This window comes from Streptomyces sp. NPDC104367 (genome assembly GCF_055583825.1).
On the sequence record NZ_JBVJND010000008.1, the window covers coordinates 278,871 to 299,252 of the forward strand.

Here is a 20,382-nt window from a genome sequence, read left to right on the forward strand (position 1 = left end):
GAGTCCCCTCCTCACATCCGGAAGACGCCGAACCGGGGTTCACCCAGCGGCGCGTTGCCACAGGCCGTCAGGGCGAGGCCGAGCACCTGACGGGTCTCCAGCGGGTCGATGACCCCGTCGTCCCAGAGGCGGGCGGTCGCGTAGTAGGCGTTGCCCTGGTGCTCGTACTGCGCGCGGACCGGGGCCTTGAAGGCCTCCTCGTCGTCCGCGGACCACGGCTCGCCCCGGGCCTCCAGCTGGTCCCGCTTCACGGTCGCCAGCACCGACGCGGCCTGCTCGCCGCCCATCACGGAGATCTTGGCGCCCGGCCACATCCACAGGAAGCGGGGGGAGTAGGCCCGGCCGCACATCGAGTAGTTGCCCGCGCCGTACGAACCGCCCACGACGACGGTCAGTTTCGGGACCCTGGTGCAGGCCACCGCCGTGACCATCTTGGCGCCGTGCTTGGCGATGCCGCCGGCCTCGTAGTCCTTGCCGACCATGAAGCCGGAGATGTTCTGGAGGAACACCAGCGGGATGCCGCGCTGGTCGCACAGCTCGATGAAGTGGGCGCCCTTCTGGGCGGACTCGGAGAACAGGATGCCGTTGTTGGCGACGATGCCGACCGGGTGGCCGTGGATCCGGGCGAAGCCGGTGACCAGGGTCTGCCCGAACTCGCTCTTGAACTCGGCGAACCGGGAGCCGTCGACGACCCGGGCGATGATCTCGCGGACGTCGTAGGGCGTGCGGGGGTCGACCGGGACCGCGCCGTAGAGGCCGTACGGGTCGGCCTTCGGCTCGACTACCGGGGCGACCTCCCAGGGCAGGGCGCGACGGGCGGGGAGGGTGGCGGCGATGGTGCGGACGATCCGCAGGGCGTGCGCGTCGTCCTCGGCGAGGTGGTCGGTGACGCCGGAGACCCGGGAGTGCACCTCGCCGCCGCCCAGCTCCTCCGCCGTCACCACCTCGCCGGTGGCGGCCTTCACCAGCGGGGGACCGCCGAGGAAGATCGTCCCCTGGCCGCGGACGATGACGGCCTCGTCGCTCATGGCCGGGACGTACGCGCCGCCGGCCGTGCACGAGCCGAGCACCGCCGCGATCTGCGGGACGCCGGCGGCGGACATCCGGGCCTGGTTGTAGAAGATCCGCCCGAAGTGGTCGCGGTCCGGGAAGACCTCGTCCTGGAGGGGCAGGAAGGCGCCGCCGGAGTCCACCAGGTAGAGGCACGGCAGCCGGTTGTCGAGGGCGACCTCCTGGGCCCGCAGGTGCTTCTTCACGGTCATCGGGTAGTACGTGCCGCCCTTGACGGTGGCGTCGTTGGCGACGATCACGCACTCCCGCCCGGCGACCCGGCCGATCCCGGCGATCACCCCGGCGGCGGGGGCGGCCCCGTCGTACATCCCGTCGGCCGCCAGGGGGGCCAGCTCCAGGAACGGCGACCCCGGGTCGAGGAGGGCGTCCACCCGGTCCCTGGGCAGCAGCTTCCCGCGCGCGACGTGCCGGGCGCGGGCCTTCTCACCGCCGCCCAGCGCGGCCGCGGCGAGCTTGGCGCGCAGCTCCTGAACGAGGACGCGGTGCGCCTCCTCGTTGGCCCGAAAGGCCTCCGACGCGGGATCCGCCGCGCTGTGAAGCTCCGGTGCCTGGTCCATGCCGCGATCCCCTCACCTTGTTAATGAGCGTTAACGCATTTCCCTCAGGTTAACGACCGCTAACCTCCCTGTCTAGAATCGACCTCATGGTCACGAGAACCGACGCCCCCACCCGTCGCGAGCAGATCCTCAAGGAGGCCGCCCGGCTCTTCGCCGAGCGCGGCTTCCACGGCGTCGGCGTCGACGAGATAGGCGCGGCGGTCGGCATCAGCGGGCCCGGTCTCTACCGGCACTTCGCGGGCAAGGACGCGATGCTCGCGGAGCTGCTGGTGGGGATCAGCGGGCAGCTGCTGACCGGGGCGAAGCGGCGCCTGGCGGAGGCCGACGGGGTGCCCGCCGGGGAGGTCCTCGACTCGCTCATCGAGGGCCACATCGACTTCGCCCTCGACGACCGCCCGCTGATCACCCTGCACGACCGGGAGCTGGACCGCCTGCGCGACAGCGACCGCAAGCTGGTGCGCCAGCTCCAGCGCCAGTACGTCGAACTCTGGGTGGAGGTCCTCCGCGAGGTCCACCCGGCCCTGGCGGAGCCTGCGGCCCGCTCCGCGGTCCACTCCGTCTTCGGCCTCCTCAACTCCACCCCGCACCTGGGCCGGCCGGGTTCCCTGCCGGGCCGCGCGGCCACCGCGACCCTCCTGCACCGCATGGCGAAGGGCGCGTTCGGCGCGGCTGCGGGCACGTGAGCGAGTGACGAGCGTTACGCCCGTCCCCGCTCTCCCACCCTGGACCCATCCGCCTACCCACCGGTACGGTAATAGTCTGAGCAAGCGCTTAGACAGATGGACGTGCCTGGAGGTGGCGGCGTGCGCCGTACGTTGTTCAACGAGGATCACGAGGCGTTCCGGGAGACCCTCCGCGCCTTCATCGAGGCCGAGGTCGTACCGGTGTACGACGAGTGGTTCGCGGCCGGCCAGGCCCCGCGCGACTTCTACTACAAGCTCGCCGAGCTCGGCGTCTTCGGCATCCGCGTCGACGAGGAGTACGGCGGCGCCGGCATCGACTCGTACAAGTTCGAGGCCGTCCTCTACGAGGAGACCGCCCGCGCGGGCGTCGCCTTCGGCGGCTCCGGTGTGCACGTGCTGCTCGGCCTGCCCTACATCAAGCTGCTCGCCGACGACGAGCAGAAGAAGAAGTACCTGCCGAAGTTCGTCTCCGGTGAGGAGATGTGGGCCATCGCGATGACCGAGCCGGGCACCGGCTCCGACCTCGCGGGCATGAAGACCACCGCCAGGCTCAGCGAGGACGGCACGCACTACGTCCTCAACGGCGCCAAGACCTTCATCACCGGCGGCGTGCACGCCGACCGCATGATCGTCTGCGCCCGCACCTCCGCGCCGACCAAGGAGGACCGCCGCCACGGCATCTCCCTGTTCGTCGTGGACACCAAGGCCGAGGGCTACTCGGTCGGGCGCAAGCTCGACAAGCTGGGCCTGAAGACCTCCGACACCGCCGAGCTGGCGTTCGTCGACGTCAAGGTCCCCGTCGAGGACCTCCTCGGCGAGGAGAACAAGGGCTTCTATTACCTCGGCCACAACCTCGCCTCCGAGCGCTGGGGCATCGCCTTCGGCGCCTACGCGCAGGCCAAGGCCGCCGTCCGGTTCGCCAAGCAGTACGTCCAGGACCGGATCGTCTTCGGCCAGCCCGTCGCCGCCTTCCAGAACACCAAGTTCGAGCTGGCCGCCTGCCAGGCCGAGGTGGACGCGGCCGAGGCCGTCGTCGACCGCGCCACGGAGGCCCTCGACGCCGGTGAGCTGACCCCGGCCGAGGCGGCCAGCGCCAAGCTGTTCACCACCGAGGTCGCCCACCGCGTGATCGACCGCTGCCTCCAGCTGCACGGCGGCTACGGCTTCATGAACGAGTACCCGATCGCCCGCCTGTACGCGGACAACCGCGTCAACCGCATCTACGGCGGCACCAGCGAGATCATGAAGACGATCATCGCCAAGGACATGGGCCTGTAAGGCTCCGGCAACGGCCGCCGAGTAGAAAAGGTGCCATGAACCAGGCACTGAACGATCTCCTCGACCTGCTCGATCTGGAGCAGATCGAGGAGAACATCTTCCGCGGCCGGTCCCGGTCCGCCGTCGTCCCGCGTGTCTTCGGCGGACAGGTCGCGGCCCAGGCGCTGGTCGCCGCCGGACGCACCGTCCCGGCGGACCGGCACGCCCACTCCCTGCACGCGTACTTCCTGCGTGCCGGGGACCCGGGCGCGCCCATCGTCTACAACGTCGAGCGCATCCGCGACGGCCGCTCCTTCACCACCCGGCGCGCGGTCGCCGTCCAGCACGGCCGCCCGATCTTCGCCCTCTCCGCCTCCTTCCAGCTGTACGAGGACGGCCTCGACCACGAGGCCCCGATGCCGCCCGCGCCCGACCCGGAGACCCTCCCCACCTCGGCCGAGCGGCTGCGCGGCTACGACCACCTGCCGCCCGCCGTGGTCGAGAAGTTCCTGGAGGCCCGCGAGGCGGTCGACCTGCGCTACGTCGACGAGCCGCCCTACGGGAAGTTCGGCGAGCCGCGCGAGCCGCACAGCCAGGTCTGGTTCCGCACCGCCGGCAAGCTCGACGACGACCCCCTGCTGCACGTCGTCCTCGCCACCTACGTCTCCGACATGACGCTCCTCGACTCGGTGCTGCTCGCGCACGGCCGCGGCGGCTGGGCCGTCGGCGACGTGGTGGGCGCCTCGCTCGACCACGCCATGTGGTTCCACCGGCCGTTCCGCGCCGACGAGTGGCTGCTCTACGACCAGGAGTCCCCGTCCGCCCACGGCGGCCGCGGCCTCGGCCAGGCCCGGATCTACACGCAGGACGGCTCCCTCGCCGTCTCCGTGATCCAGGAAGGGGTCGTCCGCGTCCCGCGCGAACGGCCCGACGGTCGCGCTCCGTAACCGTTCGAGATGCCAGGCGGATTTTCCTGATCTAGTCTTTATGAGTGAAATGCCCCACAGAAAGGTATTTCCTCATGCGAGTACAACGCACGAGGCGTCTCGCCGCGATGTCCGCCGCCGGTCTGCTGATGGCCGGTGGAGCCGCGATCGGCGCCGCGGGTACCGCCTCGGCGGCGCCCGCCTCCTCCCACCAGACCGCCGTCTCCGCCGTCTCAGCAGTCTCCGGCGTCTCAGGCGTCAACGGCGGCTTCGGCTGCCGCGGCTTCCGGGGCGGCGGGTTCAACAACTGCGGCTTCCGCAGCTTCGCCGTCGTCCCCGTCATTCCCGTCGTCCCGGTCGTGGTCGTCCCCGCCATAGGTTTCGGCGGCTTCGGCGGACTCGGTGGCTTCGGCGGTTTCGGCGGACTCGGGTTCGGCTGAACCGGCCGACTCGGGTCCGGCTGAACCGGCCGACCGACCAGACGTGACAGGACCGGGAACCGAGGGTCCCGGGGCACGTCGCGGTGTGCGGCTCCGTGCGGCTCCCACCTGTCCGGGGCCGCACACCGGTCCGTCAGGCCAGCCCCGCCTCCGCCAGCAGGTACGCGGTCATCGGGTCGTAGTGACGCGGGCTGAGCACATGGTCGTCGAGCGGGACGGCCACCTGGAGGGTCCCCTCGGACTCGGCGAGGAACAGCGCCGGGTCGTTGCAGTCCGCGTAGCCGACCGAGTCCAGGCCGGCCTGCGCCGCGGCCCCCGCCCAGCCGTGGTCCGCCACGACCAGGTCGGGCAGCGGACGGCTCTCGCGCTCCAGTCCGCCCAGGATCGCCTTCATCGGCTCGCCCGAGTGGGTGTGCCACAGCGTCGCGCCGTGCTCCAGGACGGCGACGTCCGCGAACTGCATGACGTACCCCTCGTCCGTCTGCAACCCGTCCGGGATCACCACGATCTCGCAGCCGGCGGCCCGCAGCGCGACCGCCGTCGCCCGGTGCACGTCCAGCAGACCGCCCGGGTGGCCGGTCGCGAACAGCACCCGCTGCCGCCCCTCGGCCGCCTTGCGCAACCGCGCCGCCAGCCGGTTCAGCGCGTCCACGGTCAGATCGGGGTCGATGGTGTCCTGGCCGTACCGGTGCCCGGGATCGTCGTTGACGCCGACCCGCTCCGCCATCACCGCCAGCACGTCCTGCTCGTCGCTCCACCGGTCGCCGAGTTCCAGTCCCAGCCACCAGTTGCGCTCGCCGTTGGCCAGCTTGCGGTAGTGGAGCAGGTTGTTCTCGCGCGGAGTCGCCACATCACCCGCGATACGGGTCTTCACAAGGTGGTCGACGAGCTCGGCGCGGCTGGGTGTCCCGGGTATCGGCATGGCTCCATTGTGAGGCAGCGTGCTGTGCGACCACCTGGAGTCCCCTGACCGAGCGTCCCAATCCGGTATCGGCCGAAGCCGCCGAAGCCGCCGAAGCCGCCGAAGCCGCCGGAGTCACCGATGCGGCCCCCGCGTACGATCACGCCGACGGCCGCATCCTGCACCACGTCCCGCACGGCGTACGCGACCGGCCACGTCCAAGACCAGCCAGATTGCCGAGGCCCGCGCGAAGTGACCCACGACCACGACCTGGTGCTGCGCCCGACGCCCGCCCAGACGGAAGCCGCGTTGAACCCTCCCGCCGGGCGCACCGGCGGGGACCTGGTCGTGGAGACCCTGGCCGGGCTCGGCGCGACCACCGTCTTCGGCCTGCCCGGTCAGCACGCGCTCGGCATCTTCGACGCTCTGCGCCGCTCGACCCTGAGCTACGTGGGCCTGCGGGTGGAGAACAACGCGGGCTTCGCGGCCGACGCGTACGGCCGGATCACCGGCGAGGCGGCCCCGCTGCTCCTGTCGACCGGCCCCGGTGCGCTGACCTCGCTCGCCGCCCTCCAGGAGGCGGCGGCCGCCTCCGCGCCGGTGCTGGCGATCAGCAGCCAGGTCCCGAGGGCCGGCCTCGGCGGCGGCCGCCACGGCTATCTGCACGAACTCCCCGACCAGGCGGCCTCGTTCCGGGGCGTGGTGAAGTCGGTGCACACCGTCCGCAGCCAGTCGCAGATCCCGTCCGCGATCGCGGCGGCCTGGAAGTCGGCGCTGACGGCCCCGCACGGACCGGTATGGGTGGAGGTCCCGCAGGACGTGCTGCTCGCCGAGGCGGCGCTCCCGGTGGTGACGGCCGTGGACGCGACCCCCGACGAACTGCCCCCGCGCCCCGAACTGACCGCCGTGGCGGCCGACCTGCTGTCGCGCGCGGCCCGCCCGGCGATCATCGCGGGCGGCGGGGTGGTGCGGGCGGACGCCTCCGGCAAGCTCAAGCAGCTGGCGGAGCGGCTGGCCGCGCCGGTGGTGACCACCTTCGGCGGCAAGGGCGCCTTCCCCTGGACCCACCCGCTCTCCCTCCAGTCCTGGCTGGAGGACCGCCACACCACGGACTTCCTGGAGGACGCGGACGTCCTGCTGGTGGTCGGCTCCGGCCTCGGCGAACTCTCCTCGAACTACCACACGTTCGCACCGCGCGGCCGGATCGTGCAGATCGAGGCGGACCTCGGCAAGCTGGAGGCCAACCATCCGGCACTGGGCATCCACGCGGACGCCCGGCTCGCCCTCCAGGCGCTGCTGGAGACGGTGACCCCGCGCGAGGACCCGTCCGCCCCCGAGCGGGTACGGACCGTCCTCGACCGGGTCGCCGCACGCCTCGCGACCCAGGAACTCACTCTGGAACAGGACCTGTTGGCGTCGGTCCGACGGGCCCTGCCCGCCAACTCCCCGTCCTTCTGGGACATGACGATCCTGGCGTACTGGGCCTGGTCGGCGTTCGACCCGCGGGGCACCAACCTGATGCACTCCGCGCAGGGCGCCGGCGGCCTCGGCTACGGCTTCCCGGCGGCGCTCGGCGCGGCCGCCGCCGACCCGGGCCGCCCGGTGCTGGCGGTGTCCGGGGACGGCGGCGCCCTCTACTCCGTCGCGGAACTCGCGACGGCCAGGCAGTACGGCCTCCCGGTCACCTGGCTCATCGTCGACGACGGCGGTTACGGCATCCTGCGCGAGTACATGACCGACGCCTTCGGCGAGGCCACGGCGACCGACCTGACCCGCCCGGACTACGTGGCCCTGGCCGAGTCCTTCGGGGTCCCGGCCGCCCGGACCTCCCCCGGCTCCCTGGCGGCGGACCTGGCGAAGGCCCTGTCCGAGCCCGGCCCCTCGGTCCTCGTGCTCCCGGCCCGCCTGAGGATGTTCGCCCCCACCCATCTGGGCTCGGACTGATCACCTGATCGGCTGTCGGCGGTGACCTGCACGGGATATGTTCCGTGCAGGTCGCAGGCGTTCCGGCCGGGCCGATGTCACATGCGGCCATTACTCTGAGCCCGGTGAGGAGGACAGCGTGCTGCTGCGGTTCCGCGTCGCGAACGTACGGTCCCTGCGAGACGAGCAGGAGCTGTCCTTCGTCGCGCCCGGCGACGAGCAGGGCGGGTCGGCGAACGCGGTGGATCTCGCAGGCGGCGGGTCCATCTCCGTACTCCCGCTGATCGGCATCTTCGGGGCCAATGCCTCCGGCAAGTCGAACGTGCTGACCGCGATGACCGACATGAGCAACGCGGTCCTCAACTCCTACGCGCGCTGGGCCTCTTATGACGGCATCCCGCGCCATGTCTTCGCGCTGGGCCCCAAGAGCGAGAACGAGCCCTCCTTCTTCGAGGTCGATGTCGTCATCGACTCGGTCCGCTGGACGTACGGCTTCGAGCTCGGCGCCACCCGTGTCGAGTCCGAATGGCTGCACAGCTATCCGAAGGGCCACCGTCAGGAATGGCTCGACCGCGACGCCTCCCGGCCGGACGTCTTCAGGTGGCCCGGTGGGCGGGTCAGGGACCGGTCCCAGCTCGTACGGCGTACGCGGCCGAACGCCCTGCTGCTGTCCACGGCCGGTACGGACAACCACCCCCAGCTCTCTCCGCTCTTCCACTGGTTCCGCCGCAACCTCTGGATGATCAGTCCTGAGGTCGAGAGGGACGAGCGCGCGCAGTACACCACGAAGGAACTGTCGGGTCCGAGGGCCGCCAGGATCCAGGAGCTGCTGAGGGTCGCCGACCTCGGCATCACCGGAGCGACGGTCGTCCAGGACGGCCCGGGCCAGGACAGGGTGAAGCTGACGCACCATTCGGCTGCCGGGGACGTGTCCTTCGACTGGCAGGAGGAGTCCTACGGCACCCGTTCCTGGTTCGCTCTTCTGGGCCCTCTGCTCCTCGCCCTCGACGAAGGCGCGGTCCTGCTCGTAGACGAACTCGACGCGAGCCTGCACTCCCGCTTCGCCGCTGAGGTCGTCCGGCTCTTCCACGACCCGTACGCGAACCCCAAGGGGGCTCAGCTGATCTTCACCTCGCACGACGCGACGGTCCTCACCACCCCGAGCGGCGAGCGGCTCCTCGACCCCGGACAGGTCTGGCTCACGCAGAAGGACAAGGACGGGGCGACCGAGCTGTATCCGCTCACCGATGTGGAGCCGGGCGAGGACGAGGACCTCACGCAGTCGTATCTCGCGGGAGCCTTCGGCGGGGTCCCGGCCCTCCTGGAGGGGCAGATCGCGCGACGGCTGTGACACGTACTGACTCCGTCGGCAGCCACTACGTGCCGATTTCGAGATGGCCCCGGCCAGGCAACAAGGTCTGTCCGTCATCTCAGTTCGGAGCCGTAGGGAGTCGTACGTGGCCGAGCTCACGCTCGCCCAGTTGGAACGGCATCTGTGTGATCCCGTAGATCGTCTGGCATCACGCGCATTCAACTATCGGTTGTGGATCGAGAGTTAATCGAGCCGTACCTTCTGGGAGAACGGTCCGACTCATAGCGATGATCCAGCATCCAGGTCACCGCCCTTCCGCCAGTGCGTGTCCGCTCTGTGCCATGGGTTTAGCAGGGTGTCCGGGGGAGGTTCGCATGCGGCCCGTTCTCCGAATTCCGACTGGCGCCGACCCGATGGTGCGCTTGCCGTACTGACGAGCGAAGGGCAGTCCGCATGCCGCACCCCGCACCGCAGCCGACTCCCGATCCGACCGACCCGCTCACCGCCGAACTGGCGGTGGACGTTGCCACCGCCGTGGCACCGGCCATCGCGGAGCGCCTGGTGGATGAGACCGGTCCGCGTGTCGACGTCCTGGTCAACAACGTGGGCGTCGCCCCGGCCCGGCCGGGCGGTTTCCTCGACGTGAGTGACGCGGAGTGGCGGCGGACCTTCGAGGTCAACCTCTTCGCCACGGTCGCGGTGACCCGGGCGGTGCTGCCCCGCATGCCGGCGGCCGGCCGCGGCGCCATCGTGAACATCGGCTCGGTCAACGCCGAACTGCCGGACCCGACGGTGGTCGACTACAGCGCCTCCAAGGCGGCGCTGGTCAACTTCTCCAAGGCCCTGTCGAAGGAGTTCGGCCCCCGGGGCGTACGCGTGAACAGCGTCAGCCCCGGGCCGGTCGAGACGGACCTGTGGCTCGGCGGCGGGGGCGTCGCCGACACCGTCTCGGCGGCGGCCGGACTGCGGCCCGAGGAGGTCGTGGCACAGGCCGCGGCCGGGACCGCCAGCGGCCGTTTCTCCCGGCCGTCGGAGATCGCCGACCTGGTCGTGTTCCTGGCCGGCGACCGCGCCGCCAACATCCTCGGCAGCGATCTGCGGATCGACGGCGGGTTCGTGCCGACATGGTGAACCGCGGCCGGGGCGCCGCCGGTTCAGCAGGCGCCCGGGCCCACTCCGTCGATGCGGCCGCCGAAGTCGCCGAGGTAGCGGGAGCGCCAGTCGCCGTTGAAGACGTCGCGCTTCTCGACCGGGGACCAGTTGACGAAGCAGGCGCGGGTGGCGGCGACCGCGGAGCCGACGTGGTCGTGGAGGTAGGGCGGCATGTCGCGGTAGCCGCTGCGGGACGTCCACTCCCAGTAGCTGCCGCTGAAGCCCTCACCGCTCCAGAAGCACACCGAGCCTGTGGGGCAGGCGGGGGGAGTGGCGGCCGAGTGCGCCGAGGCGCTCTGCGCGGGGACGACCAGCGCGGTCAGGGCGAGGGCGGCAGCGACGGACCAGGTACGCAGCTTCACGGAAGCCTCCGGAACGGGAGTCGGGGCGCCCCGGCGGAACCGCCGGGGCGCCCCCATGCTCCTGGGCGATGACCGTGACACGCCCGGTCCCAAGATCGACTTCACCGGTGTGAGGGAACTAGTAGGACCGGTGCGGGCCGGCCGGCCTACCAGATCGCGTCGACCCACTCCGGGTGGTCGATGAACGGGTTCCGGTTGTGCTGGTAGGTGTTGTAGATGACGTTGTTGCGGTTCTCCTCGAAGGAGTCCGGCGGGTCCTCGTCGTTCCACTCCTTGAGGACCGAGAGCTTGCCGATGTACGGGGTGGAGCCGTTGCCGACCTTGTCGTCGGGCTCCAGGTCGGCCCAGCCGTCGTCGCCCTCGTAGCGGACGGCCATGTAGAGGATCATGCGGGCCACGTCGCCCTTGACGGCGTCGCGGGGCTCGAAGGAGTCCGAGTCGACCTTGCTGCCGCCGCTGTTGGTGAAGGTGGAGCCGCCCTCGTCGAAGTCGAGGTTGCCGCGCTTGGAGTTGACCGCCACGTCCTCGGGACGGATGTGGTGCAGGTCCGTGCCCGGTCCGGTGGACGTGGTGAGGTCGCCGTGCGAGATCGCCCACACGTGCTCGCGGTTCCAGTCGCCGCTGTCGCCGCCGTTGAGGGACTTGCTGCGCGAGATGCCCGAGTACAGCAGGATCACGTTGCTGCTGTTGCTCGGGTCCTGGTCGGTCACCTTCAGGGCGTCCCACAGGGCCGAGTACGACAGCTTGGTGACGTTCGCGCTGATGATCGTGTGCAGGGACGACTTGAGGCTCGTCCCCGTCTTGCCGATCGCGTTCTTGTAGTACGTCGAGTCGTACGCGGTCGTCGTCGCGGCGGCCGGGGTCGCCGTCAGTGCCGGGGCGGTGAGACCCACCAGGACGGTGGCGGTCGTCAGCGCCACCGACTTCCAGTGCCGGATGCGTGTCGCCAGCATAAAGAGTTTCCCATCTACGCGGGTTGATGAGGCGGCAAGAAGGAGCGTGACATGAACATGAGGACGTGGAGGTAAACTCGACGTAAAAAAAGGCCCCCGACCGTGCGGTCGGGGGCCTCGGTTGTGCCGGTGTGTCAGCTGACGTCCGACGGGTCCAGCCGGTAGACCGTCGAGGTGCTGCTCTGCGAGGCGGAGCCGGACGAGTCCGAGGAGCCCGAGGACTTCGAGGACTCCGACGACTTCGAACCCGAGTCCGTCGTCGTGCTCTTGCTGTACGCGCTCTCCTTGACCGCGGTGCCGTGCTTCTGCACCCAGGTGTTCACGGCGGAGCTGACGGAGTTGCTGCCGCCCATGCCACCGCCCATCCCGCCACCGCTGATCTGGATGTAGTGCAGCTTGCCCGCCTTCACCAGTTCCTTCAGCTTGGCGACGGTCATCGCGTTGTCGGAGCCGGTGAAGCCCCACATGGAGATCACGGCCTCGTGCGTGCTCAGCTCGATCTGGGCCGCGGACTGCGAGTTGGAGACGGCCAGCAGCCAGGTGGCGCCGTCCTTGTGCTTCTTCAGGTAGGCGATCAGGTCGCTGTCGACGCTGCCGCCCATGCCGCCACCGCCGCCCATGCCGCCGCCGAAGCCGCCGCGCGTGCCGCCAGTGCTGCCGCTGCCGCCGGGGAATTCACCGTTTCCGGTGCCGCCGCCGGGCAGTTCACCGGTGCCGCCGCCGGGCATCGCCTGGCCGTTGCCGTTGCTGTTGCCGGTGCCGCCGGGGGCCTCGCCGTTCGTGCCGCCCGGGAAGCCGCCGCCGGGGAAGCCGCCGCCCGTCTCGCCGCCGGCCTGGTTGTTCTGGCCGCCGCCCTGCTGGGTGCCGCCCGGCATCTCGCCGCCGCCCGGGAAGCCGCCGCTGCCGCCGCCGCCCCCGGGGCCGCCGCCCATGCCGTTGCCCGTGGAGGGGCCCGCGGTCGGGTTCGTACCGCCCATGCCGCCGCCGGTGCTGCCGAACGGCACCGCCATCGCGTACGCGGCGGGACCCGCGAGGGCCGCGACCACGGCCGCCGCCAGCGAGGCCGCCAGCAGCCGGACCCTGGTGCCGGAGCGGAAGACCAGCATGCCCGCGATGCCGGCCACCGTCAGCACGGCGATCGTCGGCCACAGCCAGGTGTTCCAGCCGGAGGCCCGGCGCAGCAGCACGATCGCCCAGACGCCGGTGATGCCGAAGGCGAGCGGCAGGACCCAGATCCACCGCTTGTCCGTGCGGAAGGCCCGCAGCAGCATCGCGCCACCGCCGCCGCACAGCACCGCGATGCCCGGGGCGAGCGCGGTCGTGTAGTACGGGTGCATGGTGCCCTGCGCGGTCGCGAAGATCACGTAGTGCAGCAGCGTCCAGCCGCCCCACAGGACCAGCGCCATCCGCCTGAGGTCGGTGCGCGGGGCGCGGCCGCACAGCACCAGGCCGCCGACCAGGGCGATGCCGGCGAAGGGGAGCAGCCAGGAGATCTGGCCGCCGAGGACGTCGTTGAACATGCGGCCGAGGCCCGAGGAGCCGGAGAAGCTGGCGCCCCCGCCCCCGCCTCCGCCGTTGCCCTCGCCGCCGAAGACGCGGCCCAGACCGTCGTAGCCCATGATCAGGTCCCAGGCGGAGCCGTCCGTGGAGCCGCCGATGTACGGGCGGTCGGCGGCCGGGACCAGCGAGACGGCGATCGCCCACCAGAAGCTGGAGATCGCGAGGACGACGGCGGCGAGCGCGAGGTTCACGGCCCGCTTCGCCCAGGACGCCTTCGACGCGTACAGGTACAGCGCGAAGACGGCCGGGAGCGCGATCCAGCCCGCGAGCAGCTTGGTGTTGAAGGCGAGGCCGAAGCAGGCGGCCGCGCCGAGCAGCGGGAGCAGCTTCTCGTCCCGGGTGGCGCGGAAGGCGAGCGCCGAGCCCGACACCATGAGGAAGACCAGCAGGGTGTCGGGGTTGTTGTCGCGGTTGATCGCGACGGTGATCGGGGTGAGCGCCAGCACCAGCGCGGCGACGGTCGCCGCGCCGTGTCCCCACACCCGCTTCACGGTGGAGTGCAGGATGTAGATCGTGGCGAGCGCCAGCACGATCATCGGCGCCATCATCTGCCACGTGCCGAAGCCGAAGATCCGGCTCGACAGGCCCATGACCATGGTCGCGAGCGGCGGCTTGTCGACGGTCAGGAAGTTGCCCGGGTCGAGCGAGCCGAAGAACCAGGCCTTCCAGCTCTTCGTGGCGGCCCAGACGGCGCCGCTGTAGAAGGTGTTCATGCTGGAACCGGTGAGGTTCCAGGAGTAGAGCACCGCCGCCAGGACCAGGATCGCGATCAACGCGGGCAGCGACCAGCGAGGTGCCTTGTCCGGCGGGGCGGCCGCGGAGGCCGGGGTCGGCGGTGCCCAGTCGGGGGACACGGTCGTGTGGGGGAGTGGATCGGTGGCAGATGTCACCACCCCAACATGCGGGCGGGTGATGAGCGAGGGCTGTGCTGATCCTGGGTGCAGCCTGTGGGTGGGTGAGATGTGGGTAAGAGGCCGGCCGCCCCCGAGGGGGGGGCGGCCGGGGCGTCAGCGGACGCGGACCGACAGGCGGTAGAAGCGGGTCGTCTGGGCGGCGTTCTGGTTGTCGTCGCTGACCAGGAGGACCTGGTACGCGCCCTTGGCACGGCCGGTGACCACCATGCCCTCGATGTTGTCGAGGAGCGGGTTGGGCTGGGTCTGCCGGGCGGTGGCGCCCAGGGTCGGGCAGCTCGCGATGTCCGTGAGCAGGGTCTTTTCGACCAGGCGGACGCCGGCCTGCCCGGTGAGGTTCCCGATGCCGCTGGTGTCGGTGGCGTGGAGCGGGTCGGCCAGGTAGAGGCGGACGGTGTTGCCGACGCCGGAGGTGAAGCCGCGCTCCAGGACGAGGAGCCGGCCGTCGGGCAGCGCCTGCACCTCGGGGACGCCGAGCGCCGGGTCGTCGGTGCGGTAGGCGTACTGGGCCGACAGCTCGAAGCGGTCGTCCTTCGTGCGCCGCCAGGTCTGGAAGCGGACGATGCCGGCGGTGTCCCCGGAGATGGCGTACTCCATGGAGGCCAGCAGGGTGCGGCCGCCGTTCAGCAGGGTCAGGCCCTCGAAGGTCTGGTTGGAGGTGGCCCGGCCGGCCGGGGACACGAGCAGCGAGGCCGGCACGGGCAGGCGGTCCAGGATCCTGCCGTCCGCCGAGTAGCGGCGGACGGACGGTTCGGTCTCGGAGGTGATGAGCCGGGTGCCGTCGCGGTCCACGGCCAGGCCCTCGGAGTCGAGGGCCGCGCCGTTCTCGTCGGCCAGGGCGACGACCGACTTCGGCGCGAGCGTCTTCGCGTCCAGGCCGAAGAGGTAGGACCGGTCGGCGAGGGCGGCCAGGGAGCCGTCCCCGTCCACGGCGAGCGCGGAGAGGTTGCCGACGTAGTAGCCGCCGAACGTCGTCTTGTCGAGGGCGTCGGAGAAGCCGTCGATGGAGACGGCGGCCGAACATGCGTGGGCGGAAGGGGTGCCGGAACCGGCGGCGGCGGGCCCGGCGGCGGCGGGCCCGGCGGCGGACAGGGAGGTGGCCGCCGCCAGGCCGGCGGTGACGGTGGCGAGTACGGTTCGCAGGCGCATGGCCGTCACCGTAGGGCGCGCCGGTGACGGGCGGGAGACCCGCTCGTGAAAGGTCGCCGCCTGTGCGTCAGCTCGCCGCCAGGTCCTTGTGGATCACCTTCGCGACGGCCTGGATCGTGTTGATCCCGTAGGTCATCGTGCTGTTGCCGTGGGTGAGCACGGTCATCTGGTAGTCGTGGCCGCCGCCCTTGAAGGTGCCGAGGCTGTGCACCCGCCAGCCGTGCGTGGCGCGTTGCAGCCAGCCGTTCTTGACGTGCACGGAGACGTCGGACGGCGCGCCGTAGGGGGTGCCCCACCGCTGGGACGAGACGACCTGCCCCATCAGCTTCAGGATGTAGGCGCGCGCGTTGTCGCTGAGCACGCTGTTGCTCGCGGTGACGAGCGCGAGCAGCCGCTGCTCGTCGTGCACGTCGATCTGGGTCAGCCCCCAGTAGCCGTTCGCCCCGGGGGTCGTCCGGGTCATCCCGGCGGCGGCCAGGAAGCCCTTGATCTTCGTGAGGCCGAGCTGCTTCCACAGCTTGGTCGTCGCGGTGTTGTCCGACTTGGTGATCATGGCCTTGGCGAGCGTCTGCTCGGTGGTCGTCAGATACCGGTCGTGCTTCTTCGCGTCCCACAGCAGCGTGGCCAGCACGGTCACCTTGACCGTGCTGGCCGAGTCGTAGTGCGTGGTGGAGCGCAGGGTGCAGGTCGTCTTCGTCGATCGGTCGTACAGCCCGACGGCGACCGTGCCCTTCCGGTTCGCGAGGGCCGCGGTGATGTCCGTCTTCAGCTTCGCGGCGAGGCCCGTCTTCGCGGACGTACAGCTGACCGCGGGCGTGGCGGCGGAGGCGGGCGCGGCGGCCGTGCCCACGGCGAGCGCGGCCCCGCCGACGACCGTCGCCAGCACTCTGGTGCGTCTGGATATCCGGTGAGTCATGCCGGGATTGACTCAGGAGTTCGTACGAAGGGTTGTACGAACGGGAGCGGTTTTGGCGAGACATTGCCCGCCGCCGCATCCGGCCGGGCACCGGACGCCGGTCCGCCCGCGTCCCCCTTTTGTTGCGGAAGGATGAAATCCGGTTTTGCTTGTGTTGTGCCCATGCGACAGAACAGGGCCGAGGAAGGGCATCCGGGTGGCAGTGCAACAGGGGGAGCGGCGGAGCTGGGCGGGCAGGCTGGCGGGGTATGCCTGGCGGCATCCCCGCAACGTCGTGCTCGCGCTCGGCTCCTCGCTCGCCGGTATGGCCGTGCTGGCCGTCGTACCGCTGATCACCAAGGTGATCATCGACGACGTGATCGGTGACCACAGCCGGTCGATGGGGCCCTGGGCCGCCGGGCTGGTCGGGGCCGCCGTCCTCGTCTACGCGGCCACCTACGTCCGCCGCTACTACGGCGGCCGCCTCGCCCTCGACGTCCAGCACGACCTGCGCACGGAGATGTACGACACCCTCGTCCGGCTCGACGGACGGCGGCAGGACGAGCTGTCCACCGGCCAGGTCGTCGGGCGGGCCACCAGCGACCTCCAGCTGATCCAGGGCCTGCTTTTCATGCTGCCGATGACCATCGGCAACGTACTGCTGTTCCTGATCTCCCTCGCGATCATGGCCTGGCTCTCGCTCCCGCTCACCCTCGTCGCCCTCGCCGTCGCCCCGGCCCTCTACTGGATCGCCAAGCGCAGCCGCAGCAGGCTCCACCCCGCCACCTGGTACGCCCAGGCCCAGGCCGCCGCCGTGGCCGGCGTGGTCGACGGCGCGGTCACCGGCGTGCGGGTGGTCAAGGGGTTCGGGCAGGAGGAGCAGGAGACCGGCAAGCTCAGGGAGGTCGGGCGGAAGCTGTTCGCCGGGCGGCTGCGGACGATCCGGCTGAACAGCAGGTTCACCCCGGCGTTGCAGGCCGTCCCCGCCCTCGGCCAGGTCGCCATGCTGGCGCTCGGCGGCTGGCTGGCCGTCCGCGGCCACATCACCCTCGGCACCTTCGTCGCCTTCTCCACCTACCTCGCCCAGCTGGTCGGCCCGGTCCGGATGCTCGCCGTGGTCCTCACCGTCGGCCAGCAGGCCCGGGCCGGCACCGAACGCGTCCTGGAGCTGATCGACACCCGGCCCACCCTGACCGAGGGCACGAGGACACTGCCCGCCGACGCGCCCGCGACCGTCGAGTTCGACGACGTCTCCTTCGGCTACGACCACGAGCGCCCGGTCCTGAGCGGGCTGAGCTTCGAGATCCGCCCGGGCGAGACCCTCGCCGTCGTCGGCTCCTCCGGCTCCGGCAAGTCCACGGTCTCCCTGCTGCTGCCCCGCTTCTACGACGTCACCCACGGCGCCGTCCTGATCGGCGGCCACGACGTGCGCGAGCTGACCCTGGACTCGCTGCGGGCCGCGATCGGCCTGGTCCCCGAGGACTCGTTCCTCTTCTCGGACACCGTCCGCAGCAACATCGCCTACGGCCGGCCCGACGCGACCGACGACGAGATCCTCGCCGCCGCCCGCGCCGCCCAGGCCGACCGCTTCATCGCCGAGCTGCCCGAGGGCTACGACACCACGGTCGGCGAGCACGGCCTCACCCTCTCCGGCGGCCAGCGCCAGCGCGTCGCCCTCGCCCGCGCCCTGCTCACCGACCCCCGCCTGCTCGTCCTCGACGACGCCACCTCGGCCGTCGACGCCCGCGTCGAGCACGAGATCCACGAGGCGCTCAAACAGGTCATGCGGGGCCGTACGACCCTGCTCATCGCGCACCGCCGCTCCACCCTCAACCTCGCCGACCGCATCGCCGTCCTCGACTCCGGCCGGCTCGCCGACATCGGCACCCACGAGGAACTCCAGGAGCGCTCCGCCCTGTACCGGCGGCTGCTCACCGACCCCGACGAGCTGGGCGGGGTCTCCCCGGGGCACGCCGTACCCCTGGAACCGCACGAGGACACGACCGTCCGCGACGAGCTGGACGCCGAGTTCGACGCCGAGCGGGGGGTGACCCCCCGGCTGTGGACCGGTGACCGCACACCGCGGGACCTCGCCCTCGCCGGCACCCCGGCCACCCCCGCACTCCTCGCCCAGGTCGACGCGCTGCCGCCGGCCACCGACGTCCCCGACATCGACGAGGCCGGCGCCGTCCGGCCCGAGGGCTCCTACGGCCTGCGCCGGCTGCTGCGCGGCTTCGGACCGCCGCTGCTCGCCAGCCTCGGCCTGGTCGCCGTCGACGCCGGCATGGGCCTGCTGCTGCCGGTCCTGATCCGGCACGGCATCGACCAGGGCGTCACCAAGGCGGCGCTCGGCGCGGTCTGGGCCGCCTCCCTGCTGGCGCTGCTCGCGGTGCTCGTCCAGTGGACGGCGCAGATCGGCGAGACCCGGATGACCGGCCGCACCGGCGAACGCGTCCTCTACTCGCTCCGCCTGAAGATCTTCGCCCAGCTCCAGCGGCTCGGACTCGACTACTACGAGCGCGAGCTGACCGGCCGGATCATGACCAGGATGACGACGGACGTGGACGCGCTGTCCACGTTCCTGCAGACCGGGCTGGTCACCGCCTTCGTCTCCGTCGTCACGTTCTTCGGCATCATGGCCGTGCTGCTGGTGATCGACGTCCAGCTCGCGCTCGTCGTCTTCGTCACCCTCCCCCCGCTGATCGTCGCGACCTTCTTCTTCCGCCGGGCCAGCGTCAAGGCGTACGAACTCGCCCGCGAGCGCGTGTCCGCGGTCAACGCCGACCTCCAGGAGTCGGTGTCCGGGCTCAGGATCGTGCAGGCGTTCCGCCGCGAGGGCGACGGCTCCCGGCGCTACGCCGAGCGCAGCGAGAGCTACCGCAGTGCCCGTGTCCGGGGCCAGTGGCTGATATCGGTCTACTTCCCGTTCGTGCAGCTGCTGTCCTCGGTGGCCGCGGCGAGCGTGCTGGTCGCGGGCGCGCACCGGGTCGAGGCGGCCACCCTCACCACCGGCGCCCTGGTCGCCTACCTGCTCTACATCGACCTGTTCTTCGCGCCCGTCCAGCAGCTCTCCCAGGTCTTCGACGGCTACCAGCAGGCGACCGTCTCCCTCGGCCGCATCCAGGAGCTGCTGCGCGAGCCGACGTCCACCCAGGCGGCGGACCGGCCCGGCGAGGTCGGCCCGCTGCGCGGGGAGATCGCCTTCGAGGGCGTCCACTTCGCCTACGGCTCCGCCGACGCGCCGGAGGAGGCGCTCGGCGGCATCGACCTGACCATCCCCGCCGGACAGACGGTCGCCTTCGTCGGCGAGACCGGCGCCGGGAAGTCGACCCTCGTCAAGCTGGTGGCGCGGTTCTACGACCCGACGGGCGGCCGGGTCACGGTCGACGGCACCGACCTGCGCACCCTGGACCTCACCGCCTACCGGCACCGGCTCGGGGTCGTCCCGCAGGAGGCGTACCTGTTCCCGGGGACCGTCCGGGACGCCATCGCCTACGGGCGGCCCGACGCCGACGACGCCGAGGTGGAGGCGGCGGCCCGCGCGGTCGGCGCCCACGAGATGATCGCCACCCTGGACGGCGGCTACCTCCACGAGGTCGCCGAGCGCGGACGCAACCTCTCGGCGGGCCAGCGCCAGCTGATCGCCCTCGCCCGCGCCGAACTCGTCGACCCCGACGTCCTGCTGCTCGACGAGGCCACGGCGGCCCTGGACCTGGCGACGGAGGCCCAGGTCAACACCGCCACCGACCGGCTCGCCGGGCGCCGTACGACCCTTGTGGTCGCGCACCGGCTGACCACCGCGGCCCGCGCCGACCGGGTGGTGGTGATGGACCACGGCCGGGTCGCGGAGGACGGCACCCACGACGAGCTGCTGGCCCGCGGCGGCCGGTATGCCGCGCTGTGGCGCACCTTCATCGGCCAGGCGGAGGAACCGGAGGAACCGGTGGGCGTCATCGGCTGACCCGGCCTGCCCGGCTGACCCGGCCTGCCCGGCTGACCCGGCCTGCCCGGCTGACCCGGCCTGCCCGGCTGAGCGGGCTGGCCGGCTGAGCGGGCTGGCCGAGCTGAGCGGTCTGAGCGGGCTGGCCGAGCTGAGCGGGCTGGCCCTGTTGAGCTGGTCGATCGGGCTGGCCTGGTTGGCCCGGCTGAACCGGCTGGCCTGGTTGGCCCGGCTGAACCGGCTGGCCTGGTTGGTCCGGCCGACCCGGCTGACCGGGCTGGCCCTGCTGACCTGGTCGATCAGGCCGGCCCGGCCGAGCGGGCTGGAGCGGTTGGCCCTGCTGACCCGGTTGGCCCGGCTGCACAGGCCGGCCCGGCTCACCCGCTGACT

General features: G+C 71.5%; 16 protein-coding genes. 9 read left to right on the top strand and 7 right to left on the bottom strand.

What is annotated here, in order from left to right; all coding sequences use genetic code 11:
• Positions 1–11: 11 nt before the first annotated feature.
• The gene (locus tag ACZ619_RS15040; protein WP_469598659.1) at positions 12–1,628 is read right to left on the bottom strand and encodes a carboxyl transferase domain-containing protein; all 1,617 of its coding nucleotides are present in this window, start codon (positions 1,626–1,628) and stop codon (positions 12–14) included.
• Positions 1,629–1,714: 86 nt separating this feature from the next.
• On the opposite strand from ACZ619_RS15040, the gene ACZ619_RS15045 reads away from it, so the two are divergent.
• The 4 genes from ACZ619_RS15045 to ACZ619_RS15060 all read left to right on the top strand — a co-directional run bounded on the left by ACZ619_RS15045 (position 1,715) and on the right by ACZ619_RS15060 (position 4,934).
• Complete coding sequence (locus ACZ619_RS15045) at positions 1,715–2,311, top strand: SACE_7040 family transcriptional regulator (RefSeq protein ID WP_469598661.1); 597 nt, start codon at positions 1,715–1,717, stop codon at positions 2,309–2,311.
• 120 nt (positions 2,312–2,431) lie between these two features.
• Positions 2,432–3,589: an acyl-CoA dehydrogenase family protein gene (locus ACZ619_RS15050; RefSeq protein ID WP_469598662.1), complete on the top strand. Its 1,158-nt coding sequence runs from the start codon at positions 2,432–2,434 to the stop codon at positions 3,587–3,589.
• Positions 3,590–3,624: 35 nt separating this feature from the next.
• Positions 3,625–4,515 carry an acyl-CoA thioesterase gene (locus ACZ619_RS15055; protein WP_469598664.1) on the top strand — a complete coding sequence of 297 codons (891 nt, stop codon included), beginning with the start codon at positions 3,625–3,627 and terminating at the stop codon, positions 4,513–4,515.
• Between the two features lie 74 nt (positions 4,516–4,589).
• On the top strand, positions 4,590–4,934 hold the full coding sequence (locus ACZ619_RS15060; RefSeq protein ID WP_469598666.1) for a hypothetical protein: 345 nt from the start codon (positions 4,590–4,592) through the stop codon (positions 4,932–4,934).
• A gap of 133 nt (positions 4,935–5,067) precedes the next feature.
• Here the strand turns inward: ACZ619_RS15060 and ACZ619_RS15065 are convergent, their stop codons facing one another.
• Positions 5,068–5,856 carry a phosphatase gene (locus ACZ619_RS15065; RefSeq protein ID WP_469598668.1) on the bottom strand — a complete coding sequence of 263 codons (789 nt, stop codon included), beginning with the start codon at positions 5,854–5,856 and terminating at the stop codon, positions 5,068–5,070.
• Between the two features lie 231 nt (positions 5,857–6,087).
• Between ACZ619_RS15065 and ACZ619_RS15070 the strand changes: the two genes are divergently transcribed.
• The 3 genes from ACZ619_RS15070 (at position 6,088) to ACZ619_RS15080 (ending at position 10,201) form a co-directional block, all read left to right on the top strand.
• Positions 6,088–7,779: a thiamine pyrophosphate-binding protein gene (locus ACZ619_RS15070; protein WP_469598670.1), complete on the top strand. Its 1,692-nt coding sequence runs from the start codon at positions 6,088–6,090 to the stop codon at positions 7,777–7,779.
• A 118-nt stretch (positions 7,780–7,897) separates the two neighbouring features.
• The gene (locus ACZ619_RS15075; RefSeq protein WP_469598672.1) at positions 7,898–9,109 is read left to right on the top strand and encodes an AAA family ATPase; all 1,212 of its coding nucleotides are present in this window, start codon (positions 7,898–7,900) and stop codon (positions 9,107–9,109) included.
• A gap of 414 nt (positions 9,110–9,523) precedes the next feature.
• Positions 9,524–10,201, top strand: a complete 678-nt coding sequence (locus ACZ619_RS15080) for an SDR family NAD(P)-dependent oxidoreductase (RefSeq protein ID WP_469598674.1) — start codon at positions 9,524–9,526, stop codon at positions 10,199–10,201.
• Positions 10,202–10,224: 23 nt separating this feature from the next.
• On the opposite strand, the gene ACZ619_RS15085 is transcribed toward ACZ619_RS15080, so the two are convergent.
• From ACZ619_RS15085 to ACZ619_RS15105, 5 genes are all read right to left on the bottom strand, one after another.
• Positions 10,225–10,584 carry a peptidase inhibitor family I36 protein gene (locus ACZ619_RS15085; RefSeq protein ID WP_469598676.1) on the bottom strand — a complete coding sequence of 120 codons (360 nt, stop codon included), beginning with the start codon at positions 10,582–10,584 and terminating at the stop codon, positions 10,225–10,227.
• Between the two features lie 146 nt (positions 10,585–10,730).
• Positions 10,731–11,537, bottom strand: a complete 807-nt coding sequence (locus ACZ619_RS15090; protein ID WP_469598678.1) for an endonuclease I family protein — start codon at positions 11,535–11,537, stop codon at positions 10,731–10,733.
• A gap of 134 nt (positions 11,538–11,671) precedes the next feature.
• Complete coding sequence (locus ACZ619_RS15095; protein ID WP_469598679.1) at positions 11,672–13,987, bottom strand: ArnT family glycosyltransferase; 2,316 nt, start codon at positions 13,985–13,987, stop codon at positions 11,672–11,674.
• A 117-nt stretch (positions 13,988–14,104) separates the two neighbouring features.
• Positions 14,105–15,157 (bottom strand): esterase-like activity of phytase family protein, encoded by a 1,053-nt coding sequence (locus ACZ619_RS15100; RefSeq protein ID WP_469598681.1) that lies wholly within the window; start codon positions 15,155–15,157, stop codon positions 14,105–14,107.
• A 67-nt stretch (positions 15,158–15,224) separates the two neighbouring features.
• Positions 15,225–16,073: a serine hydrolase gene (locus ACZ619_RS15105; RefSeq protein ID WP_469598683.1), complete on the bottom strand. Its 849-nt coding sequence runs from the start codon at positions 16,071–16,073 to the stop codon at positions 15,225–15,227.
• Between the two features lie 196 nt (positions 16,074–16,269).
• On the opposite strand from ACZ619_RS15105, the gene ACZ619_RS15110 reads away from it, so the two are divergent.
• Positions 16,270–20,013, top strand: a complete 3,744-nt coding sequence (locus tag ACZ619_RS15110; protein WP_469598685.1) for an ABC transporter ATP-binding protein — start codon at positions 16,270–16,272, stop codon at positions 20,011–20,013.
• Positions 20,014–20,161: 148 nt separating this feature from the next.
• Positions 20,162–20,380, top strand: a complete 219-nt coding sequence (locus tag ACZ619_RS15115) for a hypothetical protein (protein ID WP_469598687.1) — start codon at positions 20,162–20,164, stop codon at positions 20,378–20,380.
• The last annotated feature ends 2 nt before the right edge of the window (positions 20,381–20,382 follow it).

Coding starts and splice junctions, on each gene's coding strand:
- ACZ619_RS15040 (WP_469598659.1), bottom strand. CDS start 1,628: ATGGACCAGGCACCGGAGCTTCACAGCGCGGCGGATCCCGCGTCGGAG.
- ACZ619_RS15045 (WP_469598661.1), top strand. CDS start 1,715: ATGGTCACGAGAACCGACGCCCCCACCCGTCGCGAGCAGATCCTCAAG.
- ACZ619_RS15055 (WP_469598664.1), top strand. CDS start 3,625: ATGAACCAGGCACTGAACGATCTCCTCGACCTGCTCGATCTGGAGCAG.
- ACZ619_RS15060 (WP_469598666.1), top strand. CDS start 4,590: ATGCGAGTACAACGCACGAGGCGTCTCGCCGCGATGTCCGCCGCCGGT.
- ACZ619_RS15065 (WP_469598668.1), bottom strand. CDS start 5,856: ATGCCGATACCCGGGACACCCAGCCGCGCCGAGCTCGTCGACCACCTT.
- ACZ619_RS15080 (WP_469598674.1), top strand. CDS start 9,524: ATGCCGCACCCCGCACCGCAGCCGACTCCCGATCCGACCGACCCGCTC.
- ACZ619_RS15090 (WP_469598678.1), bottom strand. CDS start 11,537: ATGCTGGCGACACGCATCCGGCACTGGAAGTCGGTGGCGCTGACGACC.
- ACZ619_RS15100 (WP_469598681.1), bottom strand. CDS start 15,157: ATGCGCCTGCGAACCGTACTCGCCACCGTCACCGCCGGCCTGGCGGCG.
- ACZ619_RS15105 (WP_469598683.1), bottom strand. CDS start 16,073: ATGACTCACCGGATATCCAGACGCACCAGAGTGCTGGCGACGGTCGTC.